We start from the raw sequence: 21,562 nt of genomic DNA on the forward strand, positions 1-21,562 counted from the left end.
CGGGCCGGGTTCATGTTGATCGTCTTGCTCGGCCTTGTGATGGCGCCGGCGAGGGCCGCGCCGTCCGACGTCGGTGATGGCGGCGTGCCGGCCTTTTACGCTTGGTCCGGTGCTTTGCCGGGCGATGCGGGCGTCGTACTGGCCGAAGAGCCGTTGCCCGCCGATTTTTCGGTGCCCGGCGCGGGCAGGGCGACGCGCATCCTCTACACCGCGCGCGACGGCATCGCCGACGAACATATGGTGCCGGTTTCGGCCGCGGTTTTCCTCCCGCGTGGTACGCCGCCGAAGGGCGGCTGGCCCGTAATGGCCTGGGCGCATGGCACCACCGGCATCGCTGACGTCTGCGCGCCATCGGCGCGCCCGCGCGGCGAGCGCGATGGCCGCTATATCTCGAGTTGGCTCGACGCCGGTTTTGCGGTGGTGGCGAGCGATTATCAGGGACTCGGCACACCGGGTATCCATCCCTATTCCAATTATCGCGCGAGTTCGTACAGCCTCCTCGACAGCGCGCGGGCCGTCGTGCGCGACGCACGTTACGGGACGGCCAATCAGGTCATCCTCGTCGGGCAATCGCAGGGCGCCGGAACGGTCGTCGCGGCCGCCGGCTATGCGCCGACCCACGCGCCCGAACTGAAGGTGCGCGGCGTTGTCGCGACGGGCGCGCCGAACCTATCGCGCGAAGCGATCGAGAGCGGACTTGCGTCGAGCGCGACCGACGTCATGGTCACCGGCGCTTATGCGATGATCGGCTATGAACTCACGCGCACCCATGCCGATCTCGATGCCGATGCGGTTTTCACCGAACAGGGGCGCGAGATCGAGGCGCTCGTCGGATCGGCGTGCCTGCCTGACCTGATGAAGGCGGCCGCCGCACGCAACCTCGATCCGTCGAAGGCGTTTCGGCCGGGCATGCTTAAGCGGCTCTGGGATACCGACGTCGATTTGCGCTCGTTTCCGACGCTCGACCTCGTGGCACCGGTCTTTTTCGGCATCGGCGCGGCTGACACGGCGGCGCTGCCGATGACGACGCTGACCTTGGTCAACGACCTGTGCAGCCGCGGCAATGTCGTCGAGGCGCGTATCTACAAGGACAAAGATCATTCGGGCGTTGTGAACGCCGCCGCAGCCGATGCGATCGCCTTTGCCAAGGCGGCGATCGAGGGCGGACCGATCGCGCCGACCTGCAAGCCCTAGCGGCCTAGCGGCCTTCGTCGGCGGCGACGCGGCGGTGCGCCGTCATGGCGAACAGGACCAGGCCGACGGTTAGCGGCAGCATGACCAGCGCCAGCATCGACAGGCTCTGGCGCAGCGCATCGTTGCCGGTGAAGGCGGTGTCGGACATCCACGCCGACAAGGCCGGGCCGCAGGTCAGGCCGACCAGATTGCCGACCAGCACATAGAGCGCGGTGATCTTGGCGCGCATGCGCGGCGGGGCGATGTGCTGGATGATCAGCACCGCGAGGCCGCCCGCCGCGCCATAGCCGAAGGTCGCGACGGCGATGATCGCGATTGCGCCGTCGATGTCGCGCGCGAGCGGGAAGGCAGCGACCGCGGCGTGGCCGATGCCGAGGCCGACCGCGAGCGCGAGCACCGCGAGTTCGGCGCGGTCGCGCTTCAAGACCCAGGCGCTGATTGCCGGCCAGAAAAAGGCGGCGATCGCCGCCGCGATCACGCCGACAAGCCCGAAGATCGCGCCGGCGGCGGCGACGCTCTGGCCATAGCTGCGCGTCAGCATCGTCGCCGTCCAGGCGATGAAGCTGTAGCTCGCGAGCGCCGACACGCCAAAGCTAAGATAGAAGGGCAGGTAGAAGCGCCAGTGGCGGCGGAGATAGGCGAGGGCCGCCGCGAGGCTGGTCTGGTCGGCCTGTCCGGGTTCTTCGACGCGATCGGGTTCGGCGACGGTGAGCAGCCAGAGCGGGCCAAGGACCAATCCGGGTACACCGACGATGACAAGCGTCAGCCGCCATGGGCTGAGTCCGAGATCGGGTGAGAGGATGACCGCGAGTTCGAAGGCATAAGCGCCGATCAGGAAGGCCCCGGACGCCATCAGCGTCGATACCGCCATGAACAGGCCGATGGGCAGCGCCCGCTTTTCGGGCGGGAAGAGGTCGGCAACGAGCGATACCGTCGCGGGGACCAGCACCGCTTCGCCGATCGCGACCCCGGCGCGCGTCATCAGCAATATCTCGAAATTGGGCGCGAAGCCCGATGCGACGGTCGACAGGCTCCAGACGATCACGCCGATGCCGACGATGCGCACGCGCGTGCCGCGGTCGATCAGATAGGCGACGGGCACCCCCGACAAGGCATAGAGCAATCCGAAACCGAGTCCGATGAGCAGGCCGATCGCGGTGGCATCGATGCCCATGTCCCTGATGATCGGATCGGCGAGCAGCGCGATGATGTAACGGTCGAGATAGGACAGTGCGGCGATCAGGCAGAGCAGCCCGGCGACATACCAGGCGCGGGTTGGCGACGGCCATCCCCAGGCCGTCATGCCGCGCAAATCTCCACCGGGAAGCCTTCGAGCCAACTCATGCCCGACACCTGTTCGGCCTGGTCGGGGGTCGCGGGGGTAATTTCGTTGAGGTTGCGGCCCGGCTGCGCATTGGCGCCCCGCCAGCCGCCGCGATGGCCCCAGCCGTGCGGATAGGCGACGCAGCCCGGGCGGACCTCGTCGGTCACCTCGGCCACCACCTCGATCGCGCCCCATTGGGTCGAGATCTTCACCGCCATGCCGTCGTCGATGCCGCGCGCGGCGGCGTCCGACGGGTTGATCAGCAGCGCGGGGGAATCCGAGCGGACGAGCTTGTCGACATTGTGCATCCAGCTGTTGATCGAGCGCAGTTTGCGCAGGTTGATCAGGCGCAGCATGTTCGGGTCGGGATCGGGTTCGGCGTGGAGGCGCGTCACCTCTTCGCCGGCGATATCGTCCCACAAATGAATCTTGCCGTCGGGGTGTCCGATGCGCTTTTCGAAGTCGAAGGCCCAGCGTCCGCGTTCGATCATCACCCCGTGCGGATTGGCTTTCAGCTTGGCGAGCGACAGCCCGTCCTGCCCCTCGATCCCCGCCTGCAGCGCGCCGTCGGCCATCTCGAACGGGGTCATGTTGCCGAAGGCGCCGTCACGGCCCATGCGCGCGGCAAGGTCGCGCAAAATCTCATATTCGCCGCGCGCCTGCCCGGTTGGCGGGACCACTGCGGGCACATATTGGGCGAAGGGACGCACCATATGGTTCATGAAGAACTGGTTGATGTCCTCGCGTTCGAGCGCCGTCGTCGCGGGCAGGATGTAGTGCGCGTGGCGCGAGGTTTCGGTCATGTAGAGGTCGACCGACACCATCAGGTCGAGCGCCTCAAAGCCTTCGGGCAGGCGCGGCCCGCCGGGCATCGACATCACCGGATTGGCGCCGACGGTCAGCAATGTCTTGATCTGGCCGTCACCGGGGGTGGTCATTTCTTCGAGGAAGGTCAGGCTCGACTGGGTTCCCCAGACCGAAGCCTGGCCGCTGATGCGCGAGCTGTGGCGTTTGTGGCGTGCCTGGCCGGGTCCCGTCGCCTGGGCGTCGGTCGCGGTGCCGCCATGCCCCCAGCCGACGCCGCCCGGCTGATGAAACTTGCCGCCGAGCAGGTTGAGGAGGTGGAGGAAATAGTTGGTCAGCGTCGAGTAACTGGCGCGGCAGATGCCGATGCGTCCCATGGCCGCGGCGCGCGGCGCGGCGACGAAATCGCGCGCGAGGGTGCGGATTGCGTCGGCCTCGATGCCGCAACGCGGGGCGGCAAGCTCCGGGGTGATCCAGTCGATCGCCGCCGCAAGCTCGGCAAAGCCCGAACAATGGCGCTCGACGAACGCCCTGTCGGCCAGCCCCTCGGCGATGACGACCTGCACCATCGCGCCGAGCAGCCAGACGTCGCCGGCGGGGATGATCGAGACATGCTCGAACTTGCGCGCGGTCTCGCTGCGCCGCGGGTCGACGACGATCACGCGCCCGCGCTCGGCGATCTCGACCAGATCCTCCTTGAAGCGCGGGGCGATGAGCAAGGAGCCGTGGCTGACCAGCGGGTTCGACCCAAAGATCAGCAGATGGTCGCATTGCGCGAGGTCGGGGAAGACGAAGCCGTGGGTGCCGAAGATCAGCTCGGTCGCGAGAACCACCGACGTGATATCCTCCGACGACGGGGTGAACAGCTTGGTGCAGTCCATCGCGCGGCTGAACAGATAATTGCCCATCGAGCTGGGCCAGCCCATGCTCGGCGGGTTGCCGGTGTTCATCGTGAAGCTTTGCGGACCATGCGCCTCGATCGACGCTGACAGGCGCGCGGCGATGTCGTCCAGCGCGTCATCCCAGCCGACGGGCGCAAACTCGCCGGGCCCGCCGACGCGCTTCAGTGGGGTGGTGACGCGGTCGGGGTCGTAAGTGACTTCGGCGAGCGCGGGACCCTTGACGCAGATATGGCCGCGCGAATGGGGATTGTCGCGGTCGGGGCGAACCTTGACGATCTTGCCGTCGGCGACCGTGGCGACCATGCCGCACAGCGCCTCGCAGACGCGGCAATAAGTGATATGGTCGCCATCGGCGCCGGGGATGGTGGTGAAGGCCATATGCGACTTCCTTCCTGTGTCACCGCGCGGGCGGGGTGATGCGGATGTTGACTGTGCGGACGCGGCCATCGAGCTTGCCCGCGGTCTTGCCATCAGCGAGCGGACCCGACCCGCTGTCCTGCCCGAGGTCAAAGGTCTCGCTCGGCGAAAAGGACAGGCGGGGCAGGGCGCCCTTGATCGTGCCGCTGGCAATTTCGACGCCGTCAGCAAGGATATGGACGATCGCTTCGCTCTCTCCGCGCCGTTCGAAGCGTAGTAGGATGGTCGCCGGGCCGCGCCCCAGTGGGCGGTCGGCGGCGACTTCCGTCAGTTTCATGTCGAGGCTGCGGTAGGAGAAGACCGGGCGCCCCTTGCGCAGGTGGAGCGCGAAGCCGCCATGCCGCCCGCCGATCGCGGCGATGGTGCCGCCGGCGTCGCTGTCGAGATCAAGCTTCGCCTCGATGGTGAAGCTTGCGGACTGCATGGGCGGGGCGAGCGCTTCCGGAATGCGCGCGGTGGCGCCGGTGTAGGTCCACTGATAGCCGCGCCGGGCCATGTCCTCGGCGGCCATCTTGCGCACGAAACCCCACGCGTCGCTGGTGTTGGACAGCGGATAGACATTGTTCGCCTTCGCCTCGCGGTCGAACAGCGCCTTCATCTCGGCGAGCTTGCGCGGGTTGGCGACGGCGACATTGCGCTGCTCGCCGGGGTCGGTCGCGAGGTTGTAGAGTTCCCACTTGTCGTCACTGAACAGCGGCCGGTTCATGAAATCCCACACGTCGAGCCGGTGCGGCACGACGGCTTTCCAGCCGTTCGCGTAGATCGAGCGGTTGCCGTACATTTCATAATATTGGGTGGCGTGCCGCGTCGGCGCGGCGGGCGCGGCGAAGCTGTATTTCATGCTGACGCCGTCGAACGCCATCTGCCGCTCGCCATTGACCATCGCGGCGGGGGCGATGCCCGCGGCGTCAAGAATCGTCGGGGTGATGTCGGTGACATGCTGATACTGGCCGCGCAGCTCGCCGCGTGCGGCGATGCCCCCCGGCCAGGAGAGGATCAGCGGCACGCGCGTGCCACCCTCATAGGCGGTCTGCTTGTAATAGCGGAACGGGGTGTTGCCCGCGACCGCCCAGCCATTGGCATAGTGGGGATAGGTCGAGGGACCGCCCCAATCGTCATAATGGCGCAGATTTTCCTCGAGCGTCGCGAAATAGGCGTTGGCGAAATAATGTTCGCTGAACGTGCCCTGCGGCGCGCCCTCGGCGCTCGCGCCATTGTCCGCGGTGATCAGGATGACCGTGTTGTCGAGTTCGCCGCGCGCTTCGAGCGCGGCGAGGATCAGGCCGAACTGCTCGTCGGCATGGCTGAGCTGAGCGGCGAAAGCCTCCATCTGGCGCGCAAACATGCGCTGCTCGTCGCGGCTGAGGTCGGCCCAATGTTTCACGCCGGCGGGCAGCGGCGGCAGGACCATATCGGCGGGGACGAGGCCGAGCGTCTTCTGGCGATCGAGGATCTCCCGCGCCGCGACATCCCAGCCGGCGTCGAAGCGGCCCTTATAATGATCGAGCCAGCGCTTCGGCGCGTGATGCGGCGCGTGGACCGCACCGGTTGCCCAATACATCAGGAATGGCCGTTTCGGATCGGTCGCATCGCGCGCACCGATCCAGACTATGGCCTTTTCGGCCATATCGGCGCTCAGATGATAGTCGGGGCGCGGCGACAGCGCGACCGGGTCATGGTCGGACCAGAGCGTCGGGTCGAAATTGTCGGCGTCGAAGGCTAGGAAGCCATAATAGCGGTCGAAGCCCTGGCCGCTGGGCCAATAGGTGAAGGGACCCGCGGCCGAGGCGTCGGCTTGCGGCAGATGGTCCCATTTGCCGACCGCGTAAGTGAGGTAGCCCGACTGGCGCAGATTCTCGGCAACGGTGCCCGCGCCGCGCGGGACGAGCGCATCCTGTCCGGGGAAGCCGACCGCGATCGCCGAATGGCCGCCGATATGGACGCGGTGCGAATTGCGCCCTGTGAGGAGCGCGGCACGGCTCGCCGAACAGATCGGTGTCGTGTGATAATTGGTGTAGCGCAGCCCGCGCTGCGCGACGCGGTCGATATTCGGGGTTTCGACCAAGCCGCCATAGCTGCTGAGCTGGCCGAAGCCCATGTCGTCGATCACCCAGACCAGGACATTGGGCGCGCCCGCAGGGGCAATGGTCCGCTTGATTTTTCCGGGGGTCGAATCGGCGAAGGTCTTACCGATCTTGGGCTGATCGCCGGGTGCCGCCGATGACGGCGTGGCGATGCTCGCCGCGCTGAGGCAGGCGACCGCCGCGCTGAAAATCCTGCTTTTCCTCATTCCCGTACACCTCGTGTCTGTCGATCGCCGGATGCTTGACGCCGTACTATAGATGAATTACAATCTTCGTAAAGTGTAAACATCCGAATTGGCAAGGGACAGGGCATGAAAATCGAATTGGACACGATCTATCGCCGCATCGTCGACCATCTGGAAAATGGCACGACCGACATGGCCGCAGATTCGATCGAGGTCCCCGCCGCGCATTTCACCGACGCCGACCATCTGGCCCGCGAACTCGACGTGTTCCGGCGCCAGCCGCTCGCCGCCGCGACGAGCATGGAAATCCCAGAACCCGGCAGTTTCGTCACCCGCGACATACTCGGCGTGCCGCTGCTGATCGTGCGGCAGAAGGACGGCAGCGTTGGCGTGTTCCGCAACATGTGCCGCCACCGCGGCGGCAAGGTCGAGCAAAGCGAGAAGGGCAAGAAGCCTTTTTTCGTCTGCGCCTATCATGGCTGGAGCTTCAAGGGCGACGGCAGCTTGCGCGGCATTCCGTTCGAGGAGCAATATGGCACGCTCGACAAGGGGTGCCGCAATCTCTTCGCGGTCGAGGCGGAGGAACGCCACGGCCTTATCTGGATCAAGCTGCCTCAGGCGCCGCAGGACACGCCGATCGCCGACTATCTGGGCGAGGCCGACGAGCGGCTCGCGGCTTATGACATCGACAAGCTCGTCGTCTTCATGGACCAGAAGATCGACCTCGACATCAACTGGAAGCTGGTGATGGACGGCGCGATCGACGTGCTGCATCCGCAATTCCTGCACGCCGAAGGGGTCGGAAAGCTGATCCAGACCGGCGCCGCGGTGTGGCTCGATCTCGGGCGGCACGGCCAATCCTATTCGGCGCGCAAACGGCTCGCACGCAAGCTCAAGGCCGGCGAACCGATCGAGGGCGGCTGGCGCTATCTGACCGGCAACCTGATGATTTTCCCCAACATGAGCGTGATCCCGACGCCCGATCATATCGAGCATTGGACCGTGTGGCCGCATCTGACCGATCCCGGCAAATGCCATGTCCACATCCGCTTCCTGACCGATCCGGCGAAGCTGACCGACGAGGTTGCCGAGCGGATCAACCGCAGCTGGGAGATTTTGCGGCAGGCCGCGACCGAGGAGGATTTTCCGATGGAGGAAATGATCCAGGCCAATGCCGCGGCGCTGCCGACCACCGGCTTCCTCTATGGCGCCAACGAAGTGCCGACGCAGCATCTGCACTTGCAGATGGCGCGCGAATTCGACGCGCTGGCGTGACGCGCGCGCGGCACGGATGATGTAAGAGGCCCGGACGAAGAGCCGGGCCCGCGAAAACCCCCTCGGGAGAGACTGCATGAATATCGCCGAACTCGTCCGTTACTGGGCACGCTGGAGGCCCGAACATACGGCGGTGATCACCGATGACGTCCGGACGAACTGGGCCGAGTTCGACGCGCGCAGCGACGCGATCGCGCGGGGCCTGCGCGCCGCCGGGGTGGTCAAGGGCGACCGCGTCGGCATGCACCTCGACAATAGGATCGAGGCGCCGCTGCTGACCGTCGCGTGCCTGAAGCTCGGGGCGATGATCGTGCCGCTCAATTTCAAACTCACCGCGAGTGAAATTCTGCCTTTGCTGGAGGATGCCGACTGCAAGATCGTTGTTACTCAGGCGAAGCATCTCGACCGGCTCGAGTTGGCGGCATCGAAGCTGCCCTTCGCGATTTACAGCCTCGACGGCAGCGATGCGCGGCGCTTTTCCGCGCTGCTGATCGATACCGGTCCGGTGCCGACCGAGACGATCGGCCTCAACGATGCCGGCTTCCTCTGCTACACCTCGGGCACCACCGGGCGCCAGAAAGGCGCGCTGCTCACGCACGGCGGCGCCATGTATCCCGGCCTCGCCAAGAATATCGCCGAAGGGCTGACCTGGCGCGATTCGATCATGGTTGCGGTGCCCTTCGTCTTTACCGGCGCGATCGTTTCCTGCTTCATCCAGTTCGCGGTCAATGCGGGCGGGACGATGGTGCTCGAATCCGATTTTGACATCGACCGCTATTTGGACGTGATCCAGCGGCATCGGGTGAGCGCGGCGACGACGGTTCCGGTCGTTTGGGAACGGCTGATGCGGTCACCGGGGTTCGAAAAGGCCGATCTGTCGAGCATGATCTCAGCCGCCGCCGGCGGCGCGCCGGTCAGCGTCGACCTGATCGAGGCCTATCGCGCCAAGGGCATTTCGCTGATCCAGTCCTATGGCCTGACCGAGGCGTCGGGCCTCGCCGCGACGATGCACGGCGAGGACGCGATCAAACATATCGGCTGGGCGGGACGCCCGATCGTCGGCAGCGAGATGAAGATCGGCGATGCTGACGGCAATGCGCTCGCCAATGGCGAGGTCGGCGAGATCATGGTGCGCGGACCGCATGTCATGCGCGAATATTGGCGCAATCCCGAGGCCACCGCGGCGACGTTTGCGGGCGATTGGCTGCGCACCGGCGACACCGGCATGATGAACGACGAAGGCTTCGTGAAGGTCGTCGACCGGTCGAAGGACATGATCATCTCGGGCGGCATCAACGTCTATCCGGCCGAGATCGAGAAGATATTGTCGGCGAACCCGCACATCGGCGAACTCGCTGTGATCGGGGTTCCCGACAGCGACTGGGGCGAAGTTCCGATGATCGTCGCGAGCGGGGTGAAGGACGAAGGCGCGGCGCTGTCCGCACTCGAAACCGACGGCTCGGCGCAGCTCGCGGCCTTCAAACGTCCGCGCCGCGTCGTCTTCATCGACGAACCGCTGCCGCGCACCCTGTCGGGCAAGATTTCCAAACCGACGCTGCGCGGGCTGTTTCCGGCGGTGCCGGAACAGGCGAAGGCGTTGTTCGGGAAATAGCAATAGGGGCCGGCGAGCGCCTCGTGCCGCCCGCCGGCCGCGCCCTTTTACCGTTTCATCGTTCCCGTGCATTTCCAGTTGCGCGCGTCGCTGACGTCGCTTCCCTCCGCGCCCGTGAACTTCGCAACGCTGGGATAGGCGCAGATGCGATAGCTGCGCGCCACCCCGGCATCGCTGTCGGCCGTCGCGGGGTTTTCGAGGCTCATCCCCGAAACATACATCGACGTGTTCGACGTCGAGTTGAGTTCCAGCGTCCGAGGACTGTTGGTCATCATGATGTCGGCTGGCGGCGTGCCGCCCTCCACCCAGCGCTGCATCGCGTCCAGCATCGCGCGACTGCTGTCGGTCGGGGAGCCTTCGCCGCCGCGGCAATGGAACATCCCGGGCACGAAAAAGCTCTGGAAGAAATTTCCGCTTTCGGAGCCGTACTGAGCCCGGACCGCGTCGCTGTAATCCGCCGTATAGGCGGGCGGGATCGATTCGTCGGAGGCGCCGGTCCACATGATTAGTTTGCCGCCGGTTCGCTGCATCGCCGCGAGATTGGCGGGATCATAGCCATAACCGCCGACGCGCGCCCACAGCGCGTCGTCTTCGTTGCGCTGTGCCGGATCCCCGAAATCCATCTGCGTCAGCGCATCATAGCCGGTAGCGCGCAAAGCCTTCATGCTGAGCACGGTCGATCCGAACAGCGGCGGCCGAGTCTTGTCGGTCCATGGCGGCGGCGCGGTGCCCAGCGCGATCGGTCCCAGCAGCGAGGGGTTGGCGAACCAAAAGCCCGGCGCCGCGACGTCGGACCCCGCAACCCGGGGCAACCCGCCGGCCAGGATTTCGAGCGTCGAATATTGCGCATCGCTGAGGAACGGGAACAAGGAATGCGACAGGCGGATTTGCGTCGGATCCCAGATCAGCCCGTCGCGCGCGCCGTCGGCCGCGTCATATTTGGCCAAGATGGCCTGCCCGACGCGCGTCATGTCGGCGGGCGATATCCAGCGCGCCGGATCGCGCGCGACATGCTGTGCGACATAGGCCCAGAACGTCTGCACATGGGCGCTGGTTGGGGCGCCTGCCGCGATGAAGCCGTCGGCATCGCCGGGGTATCGCTCCGCTTCCATCAGGGTGCTGACGCCGCCCCCGGAACAGCCCATGATATAGCGCGGCATCGCGCTGCGGTTATAATAGCCGCGCGCCAGCGTTTGCGTCGCAACTGCCGCCACATGCGTGCCGCGATGCGCATAATCTTCGGACTTTGCCGGATCGCCGCGGAATGACATGTCGAGCGCACCGCGCGAGTGCGATCCCTTGTCGGTGGTCGCCACCGCATAGCCGGCGGTCAGATGCTCGCGCGACGGATTGACGATGTAGCCCGCCGACCCACCCGGAATCGTCATCAGATAGCGGCCGTTCCAGCTTTGCGGCAGTGCGATCATGAAGCCGACGGTATTCGGCCCGGGATTTGCGGTCCGCACGACCCCGTCGATCCGGCAATAGGGCACCGGGTCGGCCAGCCAGCGGATCGACTCGATCGCGACATCCTTGCCCGCCCATGTGATCGCCTCGGGCGAACAGGCTGCGGCCGCTACGCCGGGGATTGCAACTGGTCGCGGGTCATGCGCCGCCGCAAACGGTGTCGTCAGCGATCCGGTCAGCGCGCCGGCCATCATCAGCATTGTCCGATATCGCATATCCATTATCCTCCACCCATCGTCGCTTTGCCGACTCTGAAAGTCAGCTTCGCTATCAAATAACAAAAAATGGAAAATGTAAATATTGATGCTATGGTGAGGTCAGGGCATGAAGCCGATCGCCGGTTTCACGGGCGGGTCTACCGGTCAAAGACCCGTTTGAAAGCCGGGCAGGGGAAGGACGGAGCCATTGGACGTTTCGAAAAATCGCCAGGAAAAGGTCATGCCCGATATCGGCAAGACCGGCGCGAAGATCGTCGAAGGCGCGCGTCGCTGTTTCGAACGTTATGGGATCGAGAAGACGACGGTCGAGGATATCGCGCGAGCCGCCGGCGTCTCGCGCCCGACGGTCTATAAATTTTTTGGCGGCAAGATGGAGATCGTCGATTACATCGGCTTTGCCGAACTCGACAAGATTCAGGAACTCGTCCGCGCGCGAATCCAGCGCCAGCGGAATTTCGCCGACACGACGACCGAGGCGATTGTGGCGTCGGTCCAGGTGGCGAGCGGCAATCCCTATATACGCCGTTTCGTCGAGGATCTGGAAGTGTCGGCGCAGAGCCAACTCCCCACCAGCCCTTATCAGGAGCAGGCACGGCATCGCTGGGAATCGGTGATGCACCGCGCGCAGGCGAGCGGAGAACTTGCAGCTGACCTTGACCCAGCCGATGTTGTGAACTGGCTGTCGCGCAATCAGGTCATGCTGCTGCGCGTGCTCGACCAGTTCGGCGGCGACGAGGCCAAGCTGCGGCATATGGTGCGTCGCTTCGTCGTCGAACCCTTGCTTGCCAATCGGGTCACCGCGTCAAGCTGATAATTCGGGGCGGCGCAGGCCCGATTCGCGACTCGCCGAGGATCGACATCGCCTGTGAGTACGATAGAAATCCGGACGTGAAAGCCTTGTTGGCGGGAAGATTCTCAAGGATTTCCGCGAATTAAACTACATATCATAGATTGCGCACCGCACAGCGTGCTCGTTGCTCGGTGACATTGTTGACATTTTATCGAATCTGTTGTCTGTAAGCAGCGGGAGTGATGCACGGCAACAGCACCGGCCGAACCGATCTGCCCTGATCGTTTCGAGCAGCGCGCGTCCCACAGTGATGGACTGCGCGGCGCCGCCTTCAACGAAGGGCGGGCGTCGCCAATGGGAGGATGCTATGCGCTTTTCTTACAAGCTCGCCACATGCACGCTGGCGATTGCGGTTTCGACCGTCTCGACGGCGGCGATGGCGCAGGATGCCGGGGACGCGGCCGACGACAGTTCGGGCGTCAATGAAATCGTTGTGACCGCGCAGAAGCGCGACGAACGTTTGCAGGACGTGCCGATCGCTGTTTCGGCGTTTACGCCCGATCAGCTCCAGCAAAGCGGCGTTTCGGATGTTCTGGAACTGGCCGCGGTCACGCCGTCGCTTCTGATCACCGAAGGATCGAGCGCGGCGCAGCCCTATATTCGCGGCGTCGGCGGGCGGAACATCACCCCCGGCAACGAAGCCACGACCGCTGTTTATGTCGATGGCGTCTATCAGACCGATAAGACCGGTATCCTGCTTCAGGGTTTCCCCGATGTGCAGTCGGTGCAGGTCCTGCGCGGCCCGCAAGGAACCTTGTTCGGCCGCAACGCGACGTCTGGCGCGATCCTGGTCACCACGAAAAAGCCCGACACCGAATTCGGCGGAATGCTCGAAGGCACCTATGGCACCGATGAAGAGGGCGCCCGCGGTTTCGTGACGGGCGGCCTTTCGGACACGCTCGCGTTAAGTGTCAGCGGCTTTTACCGCAACGAGCGTCCCTATATTCGCAACCGCACCCAGGCGCTGAACGGCGCCGGAAAATATGTCGGCGGTGATCAGAGCTTCGGCTTTCGCGGGTCGGTGCTCTGGGAAGCCACGCCCGATTTCACCGCGACGCTGTCGGGCTATTATTCGAAGGGCGAAACCAATGCCGTGGTGGCGTTGCAGCCGATCCTGGGGGAAACCACCACGACCGGCCAGGTGGCATCGGGGATCGATATTTCGCGGCCCGAACGCTCCTATTATGGCCAGATCGATCCCGAAGTCCGCTTCCAGGGCTATGGCGGCTCGCTGACCCTCGACGCCGATGTCGGGCCGGTCAACATCAAGTCGATCACGGCCTATAGCCACAGCACCTCGGGGGTCGAATATGACCTCGACGGCTCGCCCGCGAACGTCTTCTGGTTCGATACCGCGCTAAAGGGTCGGAGCTATCAGCAGGAAATCGACATCACCTCGATGAACGATGGGCCGTTCCAGTGGATTCTCGGCGGCTTCTATCTCAACTACCGCGACGGCTATGCGGGGCTTGACCAATATGTCGGACTGCCCGTTCCCAGCACGCTCCGGCCGCACACGGTGCCGCAAGCGCTGCTCGACCGCTCGGCGGCCGGCGCCGGCCCGGCGTCGGGCCTGGCCTATATCGATCAGAGCGCCTTCGTGACCATCAAGTCGCTCGGCCTCTTCGGTGAAGCATCCTATGCGTTCAGCGACGCTGCCAAGCTGACGGTAGGTCTGCGCTACACCGACGAAAAGCATGTCCTCGACAAGGACAATGCGGGCACCACCTATGTGCCCAACGGCACCGGCGGCGTCATTGCGATCCACAGCAATTCGGCCGCGATCTGCGCGGCGAACACGGCGTGCAAGGGCCTTAGCGCGCCCTTCTCCGAGCTGACCTATCGTGCGGTTTTCGACTATAAGTTCAGCGACGATGTCATGGGCTATCTGAGCTACAACCGCGGCTTCAAGAGCGGCGTCTATAATATCTCGTCGATCCCCAACGTCATCCCGACCCAGCCCGAGACGATCGACGCGTTCGAAGTCGGGCTCAAGACCAGCCTGTTCGACCGCAAAGTAACCTTCAACGCCGCTGCCTATTACTACAAGTACGACAATCTGCAGGTTCCGATCGTCGATCCGGTGACCAATACCCAGCAGTCGATCAATGCGGCGAAGGCGACGATCTCGGGCCTCGAAATCGAAGCCGCCTACCGCCCCAACGACCGCTTCTCGCTGTCGACGGGCTTCGCGACCTTCTTCAAATCGGAATATGACAGCTTCAAAAACTGTGCCATCTATCGGCGCCGGGCATCGGGCCTCGCGGTTCCTCCCAATGCGGATTGCTCGGGTTTCGACCTGCCGGCAACGCCCGACGTCACCGTCAGCGTCCAGGCCAATTATAATGTCCCCTTGGCCAACGGCGGGAAGTTCGAACTGAGCGGCCTGTTCAGCTACGTCGACTCGTTCGACCATGCGACCTATGGCGCCTATCCTGCGGGCGGCACGGGAGCGGGAGCTTATCCGGCCGGCATCGGACGTGCTCCGATCCAGAAGGCGACCGAGACCCTCAACCTGTCGGCCACTTTCCATGCGCCCGACGATGCGTTCTACGTCTCGGTGTGGGGCAAGGATCTGTTCAACCAGAACGATGTGTTCCGTAACGTGTCGACGACCTCCTTCGGCTATTATTCGGTGCTTTCGCGCGGGACTACCGCCGGTGTCACGATCGGCACGAAGTTCGGGTCGCAGCGCTAAAAGGAAGCACGGCCGCCGGCACGGGGATTGCCGGCGGCCGCGTTTTTTGCAGGAGGGCAAGGTGGACCAATCAGCCGGCACCATAGGTGGCATGCTGCCGTCCGGCCTTTCCGCCCATTGGTATAATGCGGATGCCTTTACGCCCGGCGATCCGTGGAACGGCTTTGACCCGGCGCGAACCGCGCTCGTCCTCGTCGACCTGATCAACTGGCAGCTCGATCCGGATGGCTCCTCGATTGCCGCAATGCGCGCGGCGGGGCATGACGATCGCGCCGACCATCTGCTCGCGCGCTTCGCCGACACCATCGCGCCCAATCTTGCCTTGTTGCTGCCCGCCGCGCGCCGTGCGGGCGTGCGCGTGGTCCATGCGCGGCTTGCCAGCCGGCATCCGGACTATGCCGATGTCGTCCCGGCGCTGCGCCCCTATGTGAAAGCGGCCGGGGCTTTGGAGGGATCGCCCGGCGCTGCGTCGATCGCCGAGGTCGGCGACGAGCCCGGCGACCTGTCGATCGTCAAATCGGGGTCGGGCGCGTTCGGCGGGACCGAGCTTGACTTTCTTCTCCGGCGCGAAGGCATCGACACGATCCTCTACGCCGGGGTGGTGACGACAGCCTGCGTGCTGCTCAGCGTTGCCGCGGGGTTCGACCTTGGATACCGGCAATATCTGGTCGCCGATTGCACCGGCACGCTGTCGGCGCGCGACCAGGAGGATGCCGAACGGCTGATCGGCAATTATCTGGCCGAAATCGTGACTGCCGCCGATGCCGTCGCGGCGATGGAGAAGCAATCCCATGCCCTATGATTTCCTGACCGACCTGCTGGTGCTCGAGGTATCGCATTTCGGCCCCGATGCGCTCGGCGGCAGGCTTGCCGACATGGGGGCTCGGGTGATCAAGGTCGAGGATCCCGACGGCGGCGACCCGCTGCGCCGCGCCGGTCCCTGGTCGGTGGGCGACGAAACGGGCTTTTCCTACATGCATCTGCGCTGGAATCGCGGCAAGGAAAGCGTGATCATCGACCTCGCGAGCGAGGCGGGACGCGCGGAGTTCCTGACGCTGGCGGCCAAGGCCGATGTCGTGATTGAGGGCATGCGCGCCGGCGTGATGGCGCGACTGGGGCTCGGTTATGAGGTGCTGAAGGGGGTGAACCCTGCAATCATCTTCTGCTCGCTGTCGGGGCTCGGCGAGACGGGCCCTTATGCCAAGCTCGCCTCGCACGGGCCGTCGTTCGACGCCTATGGCGGGCTCGGCACGCCGGTGAGCGGCAGCATCTCGCGCTACGACGGGGCGCAGGCGCCGTCGATCGGCATGTACGCCTATGGGCTGGAGGCGGCCTTCGCCGTCGTGTCGGCGGTACATCGCGCGCGGCGGACGGGCGAGGGGGCGGCGATCGAGGTCGCGGCGGCCGATTGTTCGGCGCACTGGCTGCCCGAGGCGCTCGATCCTTTGCTCAATCCCGACACGACCTTTGCGCGGCCGGGATTCCTCGATGCCAGCGGCAAAATGCGTTTCTGGGCGCGGATGGAAAATTACCGTTGCGCCGACGGCAAGCTGGTCTTCCTGATGACCTTCACGCCGAAGAGCTGGCAGGCGCTGCTTAAGCTCGTCGGCCGTCCCGACCTCGAAGCCATCTACACGCGCGAGCCGCAGACGGGGACCGAGGACGCGGAGGTCAATGCCGCATTGATCCCGATCTTCGCCTCGCGCCCGCGCGCCGACTGGCTCGCCGATTTCGAGCGCGACAATGTGGCGGCGATGCCGGTGAACAGCTTTGCCGATGTCATCGCCGACCCGCATTTCAGTGCGCGCGACAACACCTATCAGGCGTCGCTGCCCGACGGGCGCAAGCTGACTTTGACCTCGACCGCGATCCATGTCGCGGGACAGCATTTCGGCATGCCGCTGGCGCCCGAAGTTGGCGAGGACGACGTCGCGATCCGCGCCGAATTCGGCCTCGGCGCGCGCTGAGTCTCAGCCGCGCGCTGCGCGCGCCTGCATCGGAACCACGCTTGGGCCCGCCATCACCCGGTCATAGCTGCGGTGAAACTGCTGGTTGATCACTTCGTTGTGCGCGAGCAGCATCGTGCCGGTGTTCGGCATGTTCGCCGACCGCTGGATGCTGTCGCCGATCGGCACATCCTCGTTCAGGATCGCGGCTTCGGCGATGTCCCAATTCTTGGCGAGGATCGTCTGGCCGCGCTCGTCATAGTCGCCGGGCGCCCTGGGGGTCAGGAAGCGCAGATGGACGCGCGAGCGGCCGGGGTTGTGGACGTCCTGATACATCGTCCAGAATTCGGCGTGATGCGGGTGCAGCTGGATGCTGACATTGGGAAAGACCATATTGCCATAGACGACATAGGGATCGAGGTCGTGTTCGCCCGGCTCGCTGTCCAATATCTCGTCGATCTTGCGCCGCGGCGTCGTCGTCACCGCATGGTCGCCGGTGCCTTCGACGCGCGCCATCATGTTCATATAGAAATAGGGCCGGATCGTTGGCCCATGGACCCATTGGACATGATAGCCGTCGGTCAGCCCGTCGACCATGATCTTCCAATTCTGGTCGAACTCGAAAAAGGCTTCGCGGTAGAAATATTGGCGGTCGAGACCATAACCCGCGAGCACCCCGTCCATCACCGGGCCGAGATGCGCGGCTACGTCGATCGACCCTTCAGGATTTTCGACGATCCAGATGAAGCCGTGGCGTTCCTCGCAGGGCAGGGCAATCAGATTGCGTTCGCGGCACGGCAGGCTGAGCCCCAGCGTCTGTTTGAAGGTCAGGCCGATCAGCTCGCCCTCATTGGTGTAGGTCCAACCATGATAGGGACAGGAAAAGCGCCCCTGCTTGCCCTCGGCCTCGGTCACCAAAGTCGCGCCGCGGTGGCGGCACATGTTGAGGAAGGCGCGGACCTGGCCGTCCTTGCCGCGCGTGACCAGCGCCTCGCTGCGGTTCAGTTTCACCGTCACATAGCTGCCCGATTCGGGAAGCTGGCTGCCGTGAAGCGCCATCATCGGATAATGTTCGAAGATCTTTTCGCGCTCGGCGACCGCGATGTCGGGGTCCGAATAGACCGACAGCGGATATTCGTAGGTTTCCTCGATCATGTCGGTGCTGTTGTCGCGGATGTGGCGGAACAGCTTTTCCGCGACTTGGCGATTATGTTCGGGGCTCAGATACATTCGACTCTCCGTGGGGGACGTCGCGGTCCCAGCGGGCCGGCGTCATTGACTTTACATATATATAGCATTGTAAATAGTAAAAACCTATATAAAAAGGGCTTTGTGAAAAATGTGACTTTACGCACCGGCATGCCGGCAAAGCGAAGCGCGGGGAGAGTTATGGTCGACAGCCTGAATATGCCTTCGGTCCCGGTGCTGATCCGCGAGCGCGCGGCGCGCGATCCGTCCGCGCCGTTCATCACCGACGTCGCGGGCGGCACGATGTCCGGCGGCGCGTTTCACGAGGCGGCGCTGCGCGTCGCGGACGCGATGGCCTCGATCGGGGTCGCGCGCGGGGAATGCGTCGTGACGATGCTCGATCCGTGTCTTGCCGCCTATTGCGCGTGGATCGGACTCAGCTGGCGCGGTGCGCTCGAGGTGCCGATCAACCCCGAATATAAGGGCAATCTGCTCGCCTATGCGCTGAACGATTGCCGCGCGCGGGTGCTGATCACCAGCAATGCCTGTGTCGATCAGGTCAATGCGGTCCGCGATCGCCTCGATACGCTCGAACGCATTATCACCATCGACGAAGCGCTATGCGCCAGCGATATCCCGGTCGCGACGCTGGCCTCGGTCGAGGCGGGTGCACCGCGTATCGATCATGCCGAGCCGCAACTCGCCGACACCAATGCCGTCATCTACACCTCGGGCACCACCGGACCGTCGAAAGGCGTGCTTCAGGCGTGGGGTTCGATCCAGCAGGTCCAGCATAATTTCAGCGGCGAGGTGATCGATCCCGATCAGATCCCCGTCTATTATTCGCCTTGGCCGACCTTCCATTCGTCGGGGCGCGTCGGCTTCGTTTTCGCGGCGGTGCGTGGCGGGCATATGATCTTCCGCAGCCGTTTTTCGGTCAGCCATTATTGGGCCGATGTGCGCGCGCATGGTTGCACCCACACCCAGCTGATGGGCATCGCGGGCTTCCTGATGAATGCCGAGCGGCGGCCCGACGACGCCGACAATCCGCTGTTATGGGTGCTGATGAACCCGGTGCTGCCCGACTATCGCGATTTTGAGGCGCGTTTCGGGGTCAGGGTTTGCACCGGATGGGGCATGACCGAAATCGGGTTTCCGCTGAATGCGTCGAACCTGCCCAATGCGCAGACCTGCGGCAAGCTGTCGCCGCTGTACGAGGTGCGGATCGTCGATGCCGAAGGCCGCGACCTGCCCGACGGACAGGCGGGCGAATTGCTGATCCGGGGTAAGGTGCCCTTCCTGATTACCCAGGGCTATCTGAACAAGCCCGAGGCGAATGCCAAAGCGTCGCGCCACGGCTGGTATAAGACGGGCGACATCCTGCGCCGTGACGGCGACGGCTATTTCTATTTCCTCGACCGTGCCAATGATTACCTCCGTGTGCGCGGCAACAATGTCTCGTCGCTCGAGCTCGAGGGCGAGGTGCGTGCGCATCCGGCGGTCGCCGAAGCCGCGGCGATCGGCGTGAAGGCCGCCGACGTCCCCACGCTGCCCGGCAATGCGCGCGCCAGCGAGGACGAGATCAAGATCGTGGTGCAGCTGGGCGATTCCGCGCCGCTCACCGAAAGCGATCTCGTCGATTATCTCGCCGAGCGGCTGCCGCGCTACATGGTCCCGCGCTTCGTCGAGTTCGTCGCGGACCTGCCGCGCACCCCGACGGGCAAGATCCGCAAGGCCGGGCTGCGCGAGCGGCCCGTTAACGACGCGACCTGGGACCGGCTCAGCCGATCCGTTCCCGCCGCAACCTGATCCCCGCCGCCTCGCGATCCCAGGTGTCGGCGGTGACTCCGTCATCGCGCAGCGCATATTTCTGGATCTTTTGCGTGGGCGTGCGCGGCAGGTCGGGCATCAGCCGGAAATAGCGCGGCACCATATAATGGGGCAGGCGGGTGGCGAGGAAGTCGGTCAGCGCCATCAGGTCGATCGCGGCGCCGTCCGACGGCATAATGCACGCCATCACCTCATCCTCGGTCTTGTCGCTCGCGACCCCGATCACCGCGGCCTCCTTGACTCCGCCGAAGGCGCGGATTTCCTGTTCGACCTCATAGGCCGAGATATTCTCGCCGCGGCGACGGATCGCGTCCTTGCGGCGGTCGACGAAGAAATAGTCGCCATCGGCGTCGCGGCGCAGCAGGTCGCCGGTGTGCAGCCAGCCGTTGCGCCAGGCTTCGGCGGTCGCCTCGGGATTCTTGTAGTATCCGCTGAACATCGTCCAGGGCTGGTCGCAGCGCAGGATCGCCTCGCCGACCGCGCCCTCGGGCACCTCGATATCATGTTCGTCGACCAGCCGAATGTGCTGCCCGGGGCGCAGCCGCCCGGCGACCCCGATCTTGTCGGGATTGAGCGGGCTCTGCACCGGATTGGCGAGCTCGGTCATGCTGTAGGCGGCGAAGGCGCCGACCCCGAAACGCGCGGTAAAGGCCTTGACGTCGGCGGTGTAGGGAACCGCGCTCACCGATTTCAGGCTGTGGTTGCGATCGTCGTCCGAGGGCGGGGTGCTGAGCAGGAAGGGGATCATTGCGCCGAGCAGGGTGGTCGTGTTCGCGCCATGATCGCGGACGATCTGCCAGAACTGATCGGTCTTGAACGATTCGACGAGCACCACCGATCCCGCGTTCGACAACTGGCCATAGAGGCAGCCGAAGCCACCCGAATGGAAGATCGGCAGATGCGCGAGATGGCGATAGTCGCGGCCGATCATCGCCGGCATCGCGGCGTGGTAGAAGGTCCACATATGCGCATAGGAGCACATCACCGCCTTCGACGGGCCGGTGGTGCCCGAGGTGAAGATGATCGCCATATCGTCCCATGGTGCGATCGGCCGCGCGAGGTCGCCCGCGCTGCCTGGCTCTACCAGCATCGCCTCGTCATGGAGTTCGAGACCGTCCACCGGCTCGGTGGCGCCCCCGATGACGATCAGCTTTTCTAGCATACCGCGCTCAACCTCGGCGAGGCGCGGCATCAGGTCGCGGTGGACCAGCCCGACCTTCGCGTCGGCAAGCCACAACACATGGCGGAGTAGGCTGCCGCGATAGGCGAGATTGGCGGGCACAAAAACGCCGCCCAGCATATGCGTGCCGAGCCAGGCGCGTACCGCGGCCTTGCCGTTGGGCAGCCAGTTGAAGACATGGTCGCCCTGCTCGACGCCGAGCCGCTTGAGCGCCCCCGCGGCACGGTGCGCCTGATCGAGCGCCTCGGCAAAACTCCATTCGCTGCCGTCCTGAAAACGCATGTAGAGATCGTCCGGATGCTCGCGCGCCTGGCGCTCGAGCAGATGGCGAGTGACGGCCTGGTCGGGGGTGGGGAAGGGCATGTCGGACATCGGGGTCTTCCTGCTG

14 protein-coding genes are annotated in these 21,562 nt (G+C 64.7%); 8 read left to right on the forward strand and 6 right to left on the reverse strand.

Translation table 11 applies throughout. The features are described 5' to 3' along the window. The first annotated feature begins 12 nt into the window (after nucleotides 1-12). Nucleotides 13-1,194 carry a lipase family protein gene (locus AC07U1_RS15265; protein WP_495178441.1) on the forward strand — a complete coding sequence of 394 codons (1,182 nt, stop codon included), beginning with the start codon at nucleotides 13-15 and terminating at the stop codon, nucleotides 1,192-1,194. A gap of 4 nt (nucleotides 1,195-1,198) precedes the next feature. On the opposite strand, the gene AC07U1_RS15270 is transcribed toward AC07U1_RS15265, so the two are convergent. From AC07U1_RS15270 to AC07U1_RS15280, 3 genes are read right to left on the reverse strand one after another with little or no spacing between them, the layout of a single operon-like run. Next, a complete protein-coding gene (locus tag AC07U1_RS15270; protein WP_495178440.1) occupies nucleotides 1,199-2,497 on the reverse strand; it encodes an MFS transporter in 1,299 nt (432 codons plus the stop codon). Next, complete coding sequence (locus AC07U1_RS15275; protein WP_495178439.1) at nucleotides 2,494-4,602, reverse strand: molybdopterin-containing oxidoreductase family protein; 2,109 nt, start codon at nucleotides 4,600-4,602, stop codon at nucleotides 2,494-2,496. The genes AC07U1_RS15270 and AC07U1_RS15275 overlap by 4 nt, the downstream gene beginning before the upstream one ends. A 19-nt stretch (nucleotides 4,603-4,621) precedes the next feature. Continuing rightward, nucleotides 4,622-6,931: an arylsulfatase gene (locus tag AC07U1_RS15280; protein WP_495178438.1), complete on the reverse strand. Its 2,310-nt coding sequence runs from the start codon at nucleotides 6,929-6,931 to the stop codon at nucleotides 4,622-4,624. 105 nt (nucleotides 6,932-7,036) lie between these two features. Here AC07U1_RS15280 and AC07U1_RS15285 point away from each other — a divergent pair, with 105 nt between their 5' ends. Together AC07U1_RS15285 and AC07U1_RS15290 are read left to right on the forward strand one after the other, a co-directional pair. Further along, complete coding sequence (locus AC07U1_RS15285) at nucleotides 7,037-8,185, forward strand: aromatic ring-hydroxylating oxygenase subunit alpha (RefSeq protein WP_495178437.1); 1,149 nt, start codon at nucleotides 7,037-7,039, stop codon at nucleotides 8,183-8,185. A gap of 76 nt (nucleotides 8,186-8,261) precedes the next feature. Continuing rightward, nucleotides 8,262-9,797 carry a class I adenylate-forming enzyme family protein gene (locus AC07U1_RS15290; protein ID WP_495178436.1) on the forward strand — a complete coding sequence of 512 codons (1,536 nt, stop codon included), beginning with the start codon at nucleotides 8,262-8,264 and terminating at the stop codon, nucleotides 9,795-9,797. Nucleotides 9,798-9,844: 47 nt separating this feature from the next. On the opposite strand, the gene AC07U1_RS15295 is transcribed toward AC07U1_RS15290, so the two are convergent. Next, a complete protein-coding gene (locus AC07U1_RS15295; RefSeq protein WP_495178435.1) occupies nucleotides 9,845-11,479 on the reverse strand; it encodes a tannase/feruloyl esterase family alpha/beta hydrolase in 1,635 nt (544 codons plus the stop codon). Nucleotides 11,480-11,702: 223 nt separating this feature from the next. Here AC07U1_RS15295 and AC07U1_RS15300 point away from each other — a divergent pair, with 223 nt between their 5' ends. The 4 genes from AC07U1_RS15300 to AC07U1_RS15315 all read left to right on the forward strand — a co-directional run bounded on the left by AC07U1_RS15300 (nucleotide 11,703) and on the right by AC07U1_RS15315 (nucleotide 16,997). Beyond that, complete coding sequence (locus AC07U1_RS15300; RefSeq protein WP_495178434.1) at nucleotides 11,703-12,293, forward strand: TetR/AcrR family transcriptional regulator; 591 nt, start codon at nucleotides 11,703-11,705, stop codon at nucleotides 12,291-12,293. Between the two features lie 346 nt (nucleotides 12,294-12,639). Beyond that, on the forward strand, nucleotides 12,640-15,030 hold the full coding sequence (locus AC07U1_RS15305) for a TonB-dependent receptor (protein WP_495178433.1): 2,391 nt from the start codon (nucleotides 12,640-12,642) through the stop codon (nucleotides 15,028-15,030). 61 nt (nucleotides 15,031-15,091) lie between these two features. Further along, entirely contained in the window at nucleotides 15,092-15,832 is a 741-nt protein-coding gene (locus tag AC07U1_RS15310; RefSeq protein WP_495178432.1) for a cysteine hydrolase family protein, read from the forward strand. Continuing rightward, complete coding sequence (locus AC07U1_RS15315; protein WP_495178431.1) at nucleotides 15,822-16,997, forward strand: CaiB/BaiF CoA transferase family protein; 1,176 nt, start codon at nucleotides 15,822-15,824, stop codon at nucleotides 16,995-16,997. Before AC07U1_RS15310 ends, AC07U1_RS15315 begins: the two co-directional genes overlap by 11 nt. Nucleotides 16,998-17,000: 3 nt before the next feature. Here the strand turns inward: AC07U1_RS15315 and AC07U1_RS15320 are convergent, their stop codons facing one another. Next, the gene (locus tag AC07U1_RS15320) at nucleotides 17,001-18,206 is read right to left on the reverse strand and encodes an aromatic ring-hydroxylating oxygenase subunit alpha (protein WP_492739827.1); all 1,206 of its coding nucleotides are present in this window, start codon (nucleotides 18,204-18,206) and stop codon (nucleotides 17,001-17,003) included. A 159-nt stretch (nucleotides 18,207-18,365) separates the two neighbouring features. Here AC07U1_RS15320 and AC07U1_RS15325 point away from each other — a divergent pair, with 159 nt between their 5' ends. Next, on the forward strand, nucleotides 18,366-19,973 hold the full coding sequence (locus AC07U1_RS15325) for an AMP-binding protein (protein WP_492739828.1): 1,608 nt from the start codon (nucleotides 18,366-18,368) through the stop codon (nucleotides 19,971-19,973). On the opposite strand, the gene AC07U1_RS15330 is transcribed toward AC07U1_RS15325, so the two are convergent. Next, the gene (locus AC07U1_RS15330; protein ID WP_492739829.1) at nucleotides 19,945-21,546 is read right to left on the reverse strand and encodes an AMP-binding protein; all 1,602 of its coding nucleotides are present in this window, start codon (nucleotides 21,544-21,546) and stop codon (nucleotides 19,945-19,947) included. The genes AC07U1_RS15325 and AC07U1_RS15330 overlap by 29 nt on opposite strands. Between the last annotated feature and the right edge of the window lie 16 nt (nucleotides 21,547-21,562).

This window comes from Sphingopyxis sp. GW821-FHT02C12, assembly GCF_059421785.1.